Here is a 12,573-nt window from a genome sequence, read left to right on the forward strand (position 1 = left end):
GCATCCGAAAAGGAAACCTCATCGTGAAGTTCGTCCAACTCCTCGTCTCGGCCGTCCTGTTCGCCGCTCCGGCCTCCGCCTTGGCGCATGGCCCGAGCGTCGGCCCGCACGGCGGGCCGGTGGCCGACGCCGGGGCCTACCACGCGGAACTCATCGTTCAGGGCAGCGAGGTCGTGCTGTACGTGACCGACGGCTCGGACAAGCCGGTCGACGTCACCGGCGCCAAGGCCGAGGCCACGATCCTGGCGAACAAGCAGACCCAGAAGGTCGTGCTTGAACCCGCGGGCGACAACACTCTCAAGGGGAAGGCAAACCTGACCGAGACCCCTGACGGCATCAAGGTGGTCACGGCCCTGACGATGCCTGGCCAGAAGCCGGTCCAAGCCCGCTTCGACGTGAGCCGCGCGGGACACTGAGGCGCAAGCGCTATGGGTGGCGCGCGGGCGTCCCTGGCGCAGGCTGGTCGACTGGTCCCAAGGAGTGATCAGGGTCGGTAATCTGGCTACAGGACAGCCCGATGCGGCACCGTGCCCACCGGCGGCTCGTGGCGGGCGGTACAAGCGCCTGTGCCGCCCGGCGCCACGCTGATGGCGATGCACGCGTCACGCCGGCGTCGTTGAAGGCGCGCCGCTTCTGATGGCCGGTCAACCGGCTTGGCCGCACAGGAGCGGCCCCCGCCAGTTCGAAGAAAATCGACGCGCCGATCCGAGCCGCCGCTACGCACCTCGCCAGCCCAAGCGTTATCGGTTGGGCAAGCCCAAGGCCGTTGTAGGCCTTCACGAACGGTCAGGCACCATGAACCGCCACCGTCCTAAGGATGCCAAACATCCACCTATGTGCAAAATTGCAATTGAAAATCTCCCCCGCGAGATTGTGATTTCATATCAATGGCCTAGAGCATCATCTGAAGAGCCCCGTGTCGCCGTAGCCGCTGTTTTTGATCTTCAAAATTAGCAAAGAAGATTTTCAGGAGAAAGCGACAAAGGCGGCGAGGCGCGGCGGCTCGACGCGGTGGCCGTCGAGGCCGGCGTGGGTGCGCACCGCCTCCAGCCGCACCCAGTGCTGCCAGGCGGGCAGCAGCGGATGGCCGTCGAGGGTGGCGTCGAGGCGGGCGACCGCCAGGGTGGCGCGTTCGAGGGCAGCGGCGCGGACGGCGGGGTCTGCTTTATCGAGGGCGGAAAACCCGAGCACAGACAATCCTTTCGCAGCGGCCACGGCCTGTCGGATCGAAGTAAAATAGCATTTTGCTTCAAGACGGTGAATTCCCTTTATGAAGTCAAAAGGCCGCGGGCGCAGGGCGGCGGCCGGAGGCACCGCCGTCCTGGAACTCCTTGGCTTTACCGGCGTCGGTCCCTGCCGCCGGCCGCGGCCGGCCGGGACGCTGCGGCGTTGGCGCCGACGCTGGCGGATTGCGTCCGACAAGCGTGGTTGTCGGTCTTGAAAAGAGAGAGCTGATCAAGCAAGCTGCATCTTGAAGGAGAACTCGCCGCGATGCCGCCCCGCCCGCCCGCCGATCACCCCGCCGACCGCGCTTACGAGCTCGTCCGTTCCGTCGTCGTGGAAAGCGCCGCCGACGGCGCGCTCATCCGCTCCGGCCTGCTCGACGACCTCGTCCTGCCCGGCGCGCATTCCGCCGACCAGCTCGTCGAGATCGAACGCCTCGCCAAGGCCGCCGCGCGCACCGTCGCCGCCCGCTACAGCCGCAACACCGCGCGCGCCTACCGCGCCGCCTGGGCCGCCTACCAGACCTGGGCGGTTAGCCTCGGCTTCGCGCCGCTCGGCGCCGACCCGCGGGTCGTCGGCATGTACCTCGCCAAGGCCTCCGAACGCTTGGCACTCCCCACCCTCAAGGTCCACCTCTCGGCCATCCTGCTCGCCCACCGCCTCGCCGGCCGCTCGCTCGACGCCAAGCACCCCCTGATCGCCGACCAGCTCGCCGGCGTCGCCGCCCTGCAGGCCCGGCGCAAGGTCAAGCAGGCGGCGCCCATCCTGCCCGACCTGCTGCGCCGCCTCGTCGCCGCCCAGCCCGACAGCGCCGCCGGACGGCGCAATGCCCTGCTGCTTCTCCTCGGCTTCGGCGCCGCGACCCGGCGCAGCGAGCTGGTCGGGCTGGACGTCGGGGATGTGGTGGTGGTGCCGGGGCGCGGGCTCGAGGTGACGATCCGCGGCGGCAAGACCAAGCGCGGCCGCACCGCGGCGATCTGGGCCGCCGACGACCCGGCGGTGTGCCCGGTGGAGGCGCTGCGCCGCTGGCGCGCCGTCTACACCGTCGAGGATGCCGATGCGCCGCTGTTCGTGGCGGTGGCGAAGGGCGGGACGTTCGGCGGCCGGCTCTCCGACCGCACGGTGGACCGGGTGGTGCGGGAGACCAGCCAAGCCATCGGCGAGACCGACGCGGATCTGATCCGCTGGGCCCAGGGACCGGAGGTGGCGCAGCGCCTGAGCAGCCGCTTCTCCGCCCATTCGCTGCGCAGCGGCTTCGCCACCGCCGCCGCCGAGGAGGAGGCGTCGCTCAAAAAAATCATGGAGCAGACCGGGCACCAGAGCAGCGACGTCGCGCTGAAGTACATCCGCCACGCCGACCGCTGGCGCGACAACCCGACCGAGCGCCTGTTCCGCCGCAAGACCGACGCGGACTGACGGCGCACAGCGGTGGGGACAGGCCCCGCTCAGGAGCGAGCGGGACCCGCCTTGGTGTCACGCCATCTCGTAGGCGCCCACATACAGGTAGCCGCCCTTGGCCCTGGCCATCGCGCGCAGACGCGGGTTGACCGGGTGCTCCAGGGTGTACGGCTGGTCGCCGTTGGGGTTGATCCAGGTCTGGCCGCACAGGGTCTTCAGCCAGGCGGTCACCTCGTTGTCCAGGAACGCCTGGAAGTCGGGGCTGAACGGGGCCTCGGCCGGGAAGAACGACTTGCGGTCGGGAAAGAACTCCAGCGTCTGGCGGCCGTAGCGGCTCTCCAGGATGGCGCGCGCGCCAAAGGCGCCGCGGATCGGCGTGTTGTCCGGCGGGGGCTCGCCGAACCAGTGGTCCTTCGGGGCAAAGTTCATGGCATCTCCTAGGGTCGGCCGGGGGTTGGGGCCGGCGTCGCGCTGGGATATGGATCGGTTTCAAGCCGGCAAGGGGCTGATCCGAAAATTTTCCGCAAATCGGTCTGGTCTGGTGCGCCAGGGGCCGGGAAGCCGTCGGTGCGACTTCAGCGTCGACCGGATGGCCATGCCGTGGCCCGATGAGGGGCAATGGCGGTGGCGTATGACGACGTTCGGCCGTGACGCCGCGGGAGGCCTCCGCGCCACCGACGACGCCAAGCATGCAGCGGGGAGCCTGCGTGCCGCCGCCAAGCGGTAATCACAAGGGGAGGATGGCCCTCCGGATGCTTCCGTTTCATCAAGGGAGACGTCAGACTGGCGGAAGGGACTCGGGGCCACGCCACAAGCGCCCTGTTCCCGCCGAACCCACCGATGTGCAACGGAAACGATGCTGCATGGCCAGAGCTAGCCGATCCAGACAGCCGGATCTGTTCGCGCCGTCCGAGTGCGTCGAGGCGGTTCCGGCCGACGTCGAGGGGCGTTACGGGTCGTGGACTGTGCTCCGCGAGCTGCCGCCCCTGGAATATGAGAGCCGTGGCCGGACGATTCGCCATCGCGTGATGCTCTGCAGGTGCGATTGCGGCACGGAGAAGCCCGTGCCGCTGAGTACCCTCAAATCCGTCCGCTCCACACAGTGTCGAGACTGCGCGGATCGGGCGGGATCGCGCAGGATTGAAGTTACGCCCGGCGACCGCTTCGGGGAATGGGTGGTCATCACGGAGGAGCCGACCTCACAGGGAGCCTCCGGCGCTCCGGTGACCAGGCGCTTCTTGTGCGAATGCAGATGCGGCGCCCGACATGTTGTAAAACTCAACACGCTACGCAGCGGCGCTTCGACGCGATGTAAGGCATGCGGGAGCAAGAACCGGAAGCCGAGGCTTTACCTTCGTTGGAGCACCCGAACACAGGGCGAAATGGCCTTGAAGCGGCTCTTCGCCACTTACCAGCGCACCGCTGAGGACAAAGGGAGGGAGTTCGCGCTGACACCCGAGGAGTTCTATGCCCTGATCTCTAGCAGTTGCCGCTACTGCGGCATAGCGCCGTCGACGCGGCATCCCCTGGTGCTTACGAGCGGGCAGCCCTACCCAGGCGAGCCGCTTCTCTACAATGGCATTGACCGGGTCGACAATGGACAGGGCTATGTTCTGGACAACTGCGTTCCGAGCTGTGAGACGTGCAACAAGGCAAAGCGGAAGATGGAAGTAGGGGAATTCCTCGCCTGGGCGGAGCAGGCCTACCAACACATGTTCGGCGGCAGGGCGGAGGAGTGAGGCATGGGACGGAATGCTGCAGCGGTCGACGCTCGCCAACTCGACCTCCTCGACGCGCCGGAACGACCGGACAGCGGAGCGCAAGCACACGGTGAACCTACGCGCTATGGTCGTTGGACCGTGATCGCCCCATTGCCGCCGAAGATCTACGACGACGGGACCAAGCACGAGAGGGTGCTGTGCCGGTGCGAATGCGGTTCAGAGGGACCGGTCTCGCTGTCCTCGCTAAAGGCCGGTAAGTCCCGTCAGTGCCGATCCTGCGCGATGAGGTCGCGCGGCCGTACCGTCGAGGTGCGTCCCGGTAACCGTTTCGGAAATTGGGCTGTGATCTCAGAGGTGATGGACGAGGGAATCGGACCGCGCAAGGTCCTATGCGAATGCGTTTGCAGTACACGGCAGGTTCTGAAACTAAACACCCTGCGCATGGGGAAGTCCACGCGCTGCAAGCAATGCCGCTACGAGGAGGCAAAGACCAGGATCTATCCCCACAGAAGCTCTCGCACACAGGCAGAGGCTTGTGCTAAGCAGATTTTCGCCACATACCAGAGCGTAGCGAAGAGAAACGGCCGCGTATTCACTTTATCCTTTGAAGATGTTCAGGACCTCATTACCAGAAACTGCCGATACTGCGGGGTGCCGCCATGCACCCAGCATCGCATCCTGTTCTCGGGCAAGCAGCCCTATCCGGGCGAACCGTTCCTCTACAACGGCATCGACAGGGTCGACAATGCGGTTGGCTACGTGCGGGAGAACTGCGTATCGTGCTGCAAGAGGTGCAACCAGGCGAAGCTCGACATGGATGTAGGAGACTTTAAGGCGTGGCTCCGGCAGGTGCATCTCTACCAAAAGCGCGTAGCGTCCGCCTCCTGACCGTCCGTCCTGGTCCCTCGAATAGGTGGCTGTCTCGATCGGCGAGGACAAGGCGTGAAGTCGGCCGTATGCGCCGACAAAGTGCCGGATGTGTTATGTCTCTCGAAACGCTATGGGCTCATGCTATGCTGAAGCACGATCCGATCGCGGGTTGAAGGGAGGCCTCGCCTTCCCAGATTTCTGTTCCAATACTCTGTGTGCATACGGAGGGACCGATCGGTCTGATGAAGATGACCAACGTCAAAACTCTCTATGCAGCGCATACGCGTACGGCGAAGAAGCATCTTGCCGAGGCCGCCAGCAATGCGAAGCCATCCGCCGGCTACGAGGAGGAGGAGAGGCTGATTGCGCGCTTCCGCAAGCGTGCTCGTGAGGATTTTAAGACACTGCGTCCGGTCTCCTCATCGTCGGAACCCTGAGGGCGACCGGTTCCGCTGTGAATCCACGTTGGGCAGGATTTAGCCGTCACGCCGACGTGATGGTCATACTCCCAGCGGTGCGACGACGCGCCGTCGGAACGACCATCCAGCGTGTGTTCGGTCTTGACGACCGACTTCAAGTGCAGGACCAGCGCATCCGCTTCCCGCGGCAGCTCGAGTTTCTTGACCCCCTGTGCCTCGTCCTTCCACAGCGCGATGCTGCTCGCCTGCTCGAATTTGCCGATATCGTTCTGGCGCGCCATCAGGCCCAATGATGTGAAGCTGAGGACCGATGTCCCTGGGTCGTCCGCCAATACAGTGGCGTAGCGCCCTGGCCAGCGGGCGCCGAATTGCGGGCCGTCCATCAACAGGGCGATCAGCAGATTGGGCCCGATGGCGCGGACGACTGCTTGGCACGGATCGACGCGAGCGAGATCCTCGCAGATCAGGGTCGTCAACGTGGTGTTACCACGATAGACCAGCACATCGAGGCTGCGGCTCAGGATGGTGATGTTTTCCCACCAACTCTTGCCCTCATCAAGAGCGCTCAGTCCATAGGCCTTGATCTGTTCGCCGTCGAGCTTCCAGCGATGATGTTTCTCGCGGATCAGCACCAGCGGCTCCCACCCGGTGATGGCACCCTTGCGCTCCTCGCCCAAAAGGAAGAAAGGAGCGATGGCAACAAAGTTTCCTGGCCGGCCGGTGCGGTCGCATGACATGCCGGCGATCAAGAAATCGATGCCGCCGTCGCGCGCCAGCGCCCGGCCCACAAGCAGGAACTGGTCGTAGTCCAACGCAAGTTCCGGCAGCACCACGCCATCCACGCGCTCGCCGCGCGCGCGGGCTTCCTCGATTAGGGTTAGGACGAACGTAACGAAGCCGCGGCGCTTGCTCCGGTCGTCCTTCTCCGGCAGCCAGATCTGATCGGTGTCGAACCAGCCCCAATGCGCATCTGCGGCACTGCCGGCTGGGCGAAAGGCGCCATCACCGACTCGGTAAGGGAATGGAATCAACAGGAGGCCCAGTCGGTCGGTGTTTGGGCCGGGCTCGGTATCGAACGGCGACACCACCCACCGGGCTCGCACCAAACCGCGCGGCGGCAGAAGAGCGAGATGGTGGGTCAGGGATCGCAGCGTGCAGCCGCTGGAAGGGGTGCGCGATTTCGGCTGGATGCACAGCACGTCTTCGGCCGCCGCCGACAGCGAGAACGGAGCGTGCTGCACCCGTCGGAACACGCCACCGGTAGACACGTCCTCACGGATATACGCGTCCGCCATCAGGGCATAGAAGGGGTTGCTGCCGGAGAAGCCGATGCCGAGCGACGCCTCATCGGCGATCATCATCAGTTCAAGACAAATTGGCCACCAAACCGGCACCGCGGCCCTGTCGTCGAGCACAGTGTAGACGTCTTCATTCCCGTGACACCCGAGTTCGCGCCATAACTCCTCCACCTCGCTCGGAGGAGCGGGAAGGCGCCGGGGCGACGTCACCTTTCCAGTTCGCCATGCCGTGCCGATGGTGGCGGCACGGCGGCGGAGGGTGTCGTCCACCAAGACCCTCCGGTATCCGGAATCGGTCAAGTCCGGCACGGCAGGGGACACGTGATGATAGGCACCGGACCGTTCGAGGAGGTGGCCGGTGAAGGCGAACAGGTCGGCAGGCAGCAGGGGCGCCCGACCGAATGGGGCATGCCGTTGCGGTTCATGGGGAAACAGCGAAGCATAGACTTGAAGCAATGTGGCCATCGTCGCCTCACCAATCTCCCTGTTCAGCCCACTGGTCTTCGCGCTCGGCGTCACGCTCGTAGCTTTCGGCGATGCGCTCCAGTATCGCGGCGGTCCTGGGCCAATCCAGCGCGAGCGCGCGGGAATCCGCACGATAGGTCTGCGCCAGCGCCCGTTCCTGAGTTCCACCGTCACGCGGGGAACGGACGGTGACACCGCGGCGGTTGTACACGCCGATCTGAAAACCCAATTCGACGTCCCGGCTGCGGCAGATCTCGATGATCTCCCGCACCGGCTCCGGCGGCCAGGATTCGCCCTCCCGGCGCGGGGCGGCCGACAGGATCTGCCCGATCTGCTGGTCGCCGATCTTGCCCCGGCCAGCCTGGGCGCAGAGCCGGCGGGCCTCCTTCACCCAGACCTCCAGGGCAGCACCATCGATCACGCCGGCGTCGTCGCTGCCGGGAATGCGTGCCCAATCGTGCAGCACAGAATAAGCCTGCTTGGCAATGCGTGCGGCCGCTTCCGGGTCGGCCGGTTCGGGATCAGCCACGCCGCTATCCTCTGCAGGTCGGAATACGGTGCAGAGGATTTGTACAAAGAATCCTGGATTGGAGGCCATGGCCTTCCCCAGGGTTTTCGGGGGACGCTCCGAGTGTTGCAGAACTTGAAAGTATGCCCATTCGAGGCGGACAAGCTCCGCCTCGCCGATGCTGTCGTCCTCATCCAGGCGCTTGAAGAGCAGCCCGGTATAGTAGCTGAACATCGTGGCGTCGTGCGCCGCCACACTGGCGTCGGTTGGCGGATCCTGCAACGCGGCGTCTAGCACCCGGACGAGAAGATTGCCGGATACCGCCACCATTTTGATGTGGTTGGCCAGCCATTCGACCGCGCTGCGGCTCCGCCCGACGGCCATGAGCTTGCCGCAGACGAGGTTCGGATCCGCGTCCTTGTCGAGCGCCCAGACTCCCATCCGTTTCCAGTAAGCCCGTTCGAGGTCGGTGTCGACCTCGGTAAGGCGCGTCCAGGTTGCCGCCGTCGCCGGCAGGACGAGCGCGATCCGGAGACGCATGCACGCGCTCCACCCCTCGGCCAGAGCCCGTTCGAAGAGGCGTTCCACCCAGTCGCTTCCGTGGTCCTGCCCGTAGCGACGGAGCATGCCCAGCGCCAGCACCTCGGCGTTGGCGTCCTCCGTGTCCAGAGCGGCCATGAGGATGGCCGTTTTCGCTGCGTCATCAGCGTCGCAGGCTGCAATGGCCCAGCCGAGCGCGCCGGGATACTGCAGCGACTGCGCAAACTGCAGGACGCCTCTGGTATCGTTTTCCACAAGGATCTCGCCGGCTGCAGCCTCCTGCTGAGCCTCCCAGGCCCGCTGACCGTCTTCCCAGGAAACGTTGCGCTGATGAGGCGCGCCTGCCTTCTGGAACAGCCACGCGTGGCGTGCCGTTGCCGCTTGCGGTTCAAGCGCCTCGTAAATGGGATCGAGTGGCTTGAGGTCTTCTTCCCCCATGGCCCATTCGGCGCCGGCAAATCCCCGGTGCCGATCGAGCAGCGCACGCAACGCCCCGCGCAGGTCTTCCCGGGCCGCGGGATCACGAAAGTGGGGAACGGCCTCGGCAAGTCGCTCGGCAGCATCGGTCTGCCATTCCGTGTCGAAGTTCTCCCACACCTCCAGCAGGGCCTTCCAGCGGCCCGCATCCACGCCGACGCTGCCCAGCAGCCTCTTCCCGATTTCCCGGTATCCTCTGATGATGCCGGCGCGCGTCACGGACTCCTGCAGCCCCCCGGCAAAGTCACGCCATTGCGGCAGGGGTGACGGCGTCGAGAATTCCTGGAGCCGCGGCGCCAGGGCCAGCAGGCTCTTCCACCCCACCTCGGGATGGCGGCGCAACAGACCATCCAGCACCCGCAAGCGGTCTTCCTCGCTCGCGTGGGTCTGCGGGTTCCATACCAGGAAGATGCGGCGCAACGAGGCAGACGGGCGATTGGTCATCCGGCCGCCGGGATCGCGCTCGGCCAGCCGAGCCAGGAGCTGCGCCGCGCGGGCAAGGTAGTCCTGGTTCCAGGCGAGCATCTCCAGCGCCCAGAGAAGGTCGGCCAGATATTCCGAGGGACCGAGCAGCGCCTCTTCGCTCCGGAACAGCGCGCGGAGCGGATCCTCGGGCGCGTCCAGCGCCTCGTCCAAGGCCTCCAGGAAGGCGCGCGGCGCCGCCTCGGCCAAGCGGCTGAAATCGCCGGACAGCGACCACCACAGTCGCTCGTCCGCTCCCCGCAGGAGGGTGCGCACGGCATCCTCCGCCCGCCGCGCGGCGTTGGTGACATTGACCGCCTGGGCGTGGAAGACCCCGAGCGCGATCATCGCTTCGGCAAGGCCGCGGCGCAGAGCGGCTGAGGGACGGTCTGTCTTGGAGTCCAGCCGCCAGCGCTGGTCGGCGCTGATGTCGAAGGCGGGGTCGGGGTTGCCCAGAACCTCCTGGAAGGCCGCGGCGAGCCGCTCCAACTGGGAATCGGTCAGGCTGGGCGCCAGCAGAAACCAAGCGTCGCGCAACGAGGCGAGCTTCCACATCGGCCCCGAGCGGCGCAGGGGACCGTCAAGCGAAGCTGCCAGCGGCGCCAGAGCCGCTTCTACAGCCGGGTACGATTCACCGGCAAGTAGCTCTACGATGCGGCGGTCGGCCTCTGAATCCCCGCTCCATGCTCCAGCCAACATCGCCGCCAGCAAGGTGGCGGAGGGTGTCACAGCCCACGCTGGCCGGCGGCCGGGAGCGGCGGGCATGATGCGGCGGAGGATCGTCAAGCTGCGTCCGGTGCTGGCGGCCAGCGGCTGCGCCTTTTCCCGTGCCAGACCGAGATCCTCGAGAGCTGTCTCAATGTCGTGCCGCCACGGCCGCGGCAGGCGGATCACCTCGACGGGAAGCCCCGCCTCCGAACCGTACGCGGCGTACACGTGGTGTCCGTCCTTGACCAGACCTGCGGCCAAACCGGGGTCGCCGCCGTTCAGCACGACGATGAGTTTGGGACCGATGCCCATGAGGTCGCGCGCGATGTCGTCGGTGCCGGCGACGAGGCAACGGCTGTGAAGGGCGGCGGAGTAGGGTGCCGGTAGTTGACCGATGGCGGCGTGCAGGAACGCCATCGCCTCATCGGCGGCTTCGGCCTGGACGGACAGCAGGGCTGGGGCGTCGCGCAGCCATTTCAGAACGGCCGCCGCCTCCATGTCCCGGCCGGTGAGGATTAAGTCCGGGCTGAGGCAGGGCTCGGTCGCCAGTGACCACTCGTCCCACACTTCATCGAGGTTGCTCAGCCCCGACGGGCGCCTTCCGATCCGAAGGGCCAACCATTGCGCGACCGCAGGGCAAGCGTCGAGCCAGTGGACCAGATCGTCGGCATCGATCGCACGGACCTCGCGCCAGATTCCGTCCGCCGCCCTTGCCTTGACCCAATCGGCCTTGCCAGGCCAGCGATGGGGCGTGACGAAGACGAAGGCCGTCTCCGCCGGATTCACATCCTTTTCCGGTGCACCGGACCGCTTTGCGTAATCCTCTTCGGCCTTGTCGCGGATCTTGGTCCGCTGCACGCCCAGTTCCCACACCGAGCGCCCGGCGGGCACGAAGGGCGCCTTGTGATCGGTTTCACATAGCCCGTCCCAGCCAGGAAAATGAATGCTGTCGCCGGCCGGGAAGCGCAACCGGGCCGCAAACCCGCAGGATGCATAGATCAGGCGGCTGATAAGTTCGGGAAGGTCGTTCTGCGCATCCCGGCGCTCGCCCCATTGGGTCAGGTCGGTCGCATCGATCCACCGCACGGGCATGCCGGGACCCGGTTCCAGAAGCGGAGCTACCGGCTTGGCGGCCGTGGTCACCCCTCCGTTCACGAAGCTGAGCCCTTTGGCTTCCAACGCCTCGCGGATCGCTTGGGCATTGTTGGGCATCGGCGTCCGCTGCCCACGTTCAAAATCCGCCACGGTGGAGACGCCGACGCCCGCTGCCGAGGCCAGATCCTGTTGGGACCAAGCGAGCAGCGCTCGGGCGGCACGCACTTGTTGGGGCTTCAGGGCATCGTTCATAGGGCACATCATAGAAAATCGATGACCTCAAGATGTGCCTTTGCTTCCCTGTAGTCAAGATGCTTGAAGTGCCGTCTACGCCACCATCAACTCGGACACGCCGCTGTTCGAGGCAGTGGGGAAGGGCAGCGCGTTCGGCGAGACCGACGCAGATCTAATCCGCTGGACGCAGGGGCCGGAGTTGGCGCAGCGCCTGGGCCACCGGTTCTCCGCCCACTCGCTGTGCATCGGCTTCGCCACCGCCGCCGCGGCGGAGGAGGCGTCCTTGAAGAAGATCATGGAGCAGACCGGGCATCAGAACAGCGACGTCGCCCTGCGCTACATCCGCCACGCCGACCGCTGGAAGGACAACCCGACCGAGAGCCTCTACCGCCGCAAACCCGACGCGGACTGACCGTGCACAGCGCCAGGGAAAGGGCCCCGCTCAGGATTGAGCAGGGCCTGTCTCGGTGTCACGCCATCTCGTAGGCGCCCACATAGAAGTAGCCCTGGCTGCCCATGGCCGAGGCCATCGCGCGCAGACGCTGGTTGACCGGGTGCTCGAGGGTGTAAAGCTCGCGGCCGTAGGGGTTGATCCAGGACTGACCGCACAGGGTCTTCAGCCAGGCGGTCACCTCGTTGTCCAGGAACGCCTGGAAGTCGGGGCTGAGCGCGGTGTCGGGCGGGAAGAACGACTTGCGGTTGGGCAGGATGTCCAGCGTCTGGCGGCCGTAGCGGTCCTCCAGAATGGCGCGCAAGCCGAAGGCGCCGAGAATCGGCGTGTCGTCCGACGGCGGCAAGCCGAACCAGTGCTCAATCGGGGCAAAAAGCATCGCATCTCCTGTGGTTGGCCGAGCGGGGGGCCGGCGTCCCGCTGGGATATGGATCGGTTTCGAGCCGGCAAGGGGCTGATCCGAAAATTTTTCGCAAATCGGTCCGTTCAGGCGCGGCGGGATTGGATGGGGAGGGCCAGGCAGGGCATAAACGGCGCTCTTCGTTGCCACAGGGGACGCGGCCGATCCGCACCGGCGCCACCGGCACCGCCGACCAGAACGGCTGGTCACCAGGAGCGGTCCATGACGCCGATCCGAGGGACGCCAGGGTGAAGACCAAGATCGCCCCGCACCCAGGAGCCCGATGCGGCGCGGCGCCTGACG

General features: G+C 66.1%; 10 protein-coding genes. 5 read left to right on the forward strand and 5 right to left on the reverse strand.

The genetic code is table 11. The annotated features are described in order from the left end of the window. The first annotated feature begins 23 nt into the window (after positions 1-23). A complete protein-coding gene (locus tag JN22_RS29715; RefSeq protein WP_085557525.1) occupies positions 24-416 on the forward strand; it encodes a hypothetical protein in 393 nt (130 codons plus the stop codon). A 550-nt stretch (positions 417-966) separates the two neighbouring features. Here the strand turns inward: JN22_RS29715 and JN22_RS29720 are convergent. Next, on the reverse strand, positions 967-1,191 hold the full coding sequence (locus JN22_RS29720) for a hypothetical protein (protein WP_085557526.1): 225 nt from the start codon (positions 1,189-1,191) through the stop codon (positions 967-969). 300 nt (positions 1,192-1,491) lie between these two features. On the opposite strand from JN22_RS29720, the gene JN22_RS29725 reads away from it, so the two are divergent. Continuing rightward, positions 1,492-2,640, forward strand: coding sequence for a tyrosine-type recombinase/integrase (locus JN22_RS29725; RefSeq protein ID WP_085557527.1), 1,149 nt, complete (start codon positions 1,492-1,494; stop codon positions 2,638-2,640). A 57-nt stretch (positions 2,641-2,697) separates the two neighbouring features. Here JN22_RS29725 and JN22_RS29730 read toward each other — a convergent pair whose 3' ends face one another. Next, positions 2,698-3,051 (reverse strand): hypothetical protein, encoded by a 354-nt coding sequence (locus JN22_RS29730; protein ID WP_085557528.1) that lies wholly within the window; start codon positions 3,049-3,051, stop codon positions 2,698-2,700. A 959-nt stretch (positions 3,052-4,010) separates the two neighbouring features. Between JN22_RS29730 and JN22_RS29735 the strand changes: the two genes are divergently transcribed. Further along, positions 4,011-4,361 carry an HNH endonuclease signature motif containing protein gene (locus JN22_RS29735; protein WP_143268798.1) on the forward strand — a complete coding sequence of 117 codons (351 nt, stop codon included), beginning with the start codon at positions 4,011-4,013 and terminating at the stop codon, positions 4,359-4,361. Between the two features lie 3 nt (positions 4,362-4,364). After that, a complete protein-coding gene (locus tag JN22_RS29740; protein WP_143268804.1) occupies positions 4,365-5,231 on the forward strand; it encodes a hypothetical protein in 867 nt (288 codons plus the stop codon). Between the two features lie 322 nt (positions 5,232-5,553). Here the strand turns inward: JN22_RS29740 and JN22_RS29745 are convergent, their stop codons facing one another. Then, the gene (locus tag JN22_RS29745) at positions 5,554-7,449 is read right to left on the reverse strand and encodes a hypothetical protein (RefSeq protein WP_085557531.1); all 1,896 of its coding nucleotides are present in this window, start codon (positions 7,447-7,449) and stop codon (positions 5,554-5,556) included. Continuing rightward, positions 7,403-11,437 (reverse strand): helix-turn-helix domain-containing protein, encoded by a 4,035-nt coding sequence (locus JN22_RS29750; protein ID WP_179166300.1) that lies wholly within the window; start codon positions 11,435-11,437, stop codon positions 7,403-7,405. Before JN22_RS29750 ends, JN22_RS29745 begins: the two co-directional genes overlap by 47 nt. A gap of 181 nt (positions 11,438-11,618) precedes the next feature. On the opposite strand from JN22_RS29750, the gene JN22_RS29755 reads away from it, so the two are divergent. Then, entirely contained in the window at positions 11,619-11,831 is a 213-nt protein-coding gene (locus JN22_RS29755) for a site-specific integrase (protein WP_085557533.1), read from the forward strand. A gap of 58 nt (positions 11,832-11,889) precedes the next feature. Here JN22_RS29755 and JN22_RS29760 read toward each other — a convergent pair whose 3' ends face one another. Continuing rightward, the gene (locus tag JN22_RS29760; RefSeq protein ID WP_085557534.1) at positions 11,890-12,249 is read right to left on the reverse strand and encodes a hypothetical protein; all 360 of its coding nucleotides are present in this window, start codon (positions 12,247-12,249) and stop codon (positions 11,890-11,892) included. Positions 12,250-12,573 lie beyond the last annotated feature (324 nt).

It is taken from the genome of Azospirillum agricola, from assembly GCF_020005195.1.
Taxonomy (GTDB): Bacteria; Pseudomonadota; Alphaproteobacteria; order Azospirillales; family Azospirillaceae; genus Azospirillum; species Azospirillum agricola.

Bases quoted from the DNA above. Each gene is read 5' to 3' on its own strand.
- JN22_RS29725 (WP_085557527.1), top strand. From the start codon at position 1,492: ATGCCGCCCCGCCCGCCCGCCGATCACCCCGCCGACCGCGCTTACGAG.
- JN22_RS29730 (WP_085557528.1), bottom strand. From the start codon at position 3,051: ATGAACTTTGCCCCGAAGGACCACTGGTTCGGCGAGCCCCCGCCGGAC.
- JN22_RS29740 (WP_143268804.1), top strand. From the start codon at position 4,365: ATGGGACGGAATGCTGCAGCGGTCGACGCTCGCCAACTCGACCTCCTC.
- JN22_RS29750 (WP_179166300.1), bottom strand. From the start codon at position 11,437: ATGAACGATGCCCTGAAGCCCCAACAAGTGCGTGCCGCCCGAGCGCTG.
- JN22_RS29760 (WP_085557534.1), bottom strand. From the start codon at position 12,249: ATGCTTTTTGCCCCGATTGAGCACTGGTTCGGCTTGCCGCCGTCGGAC.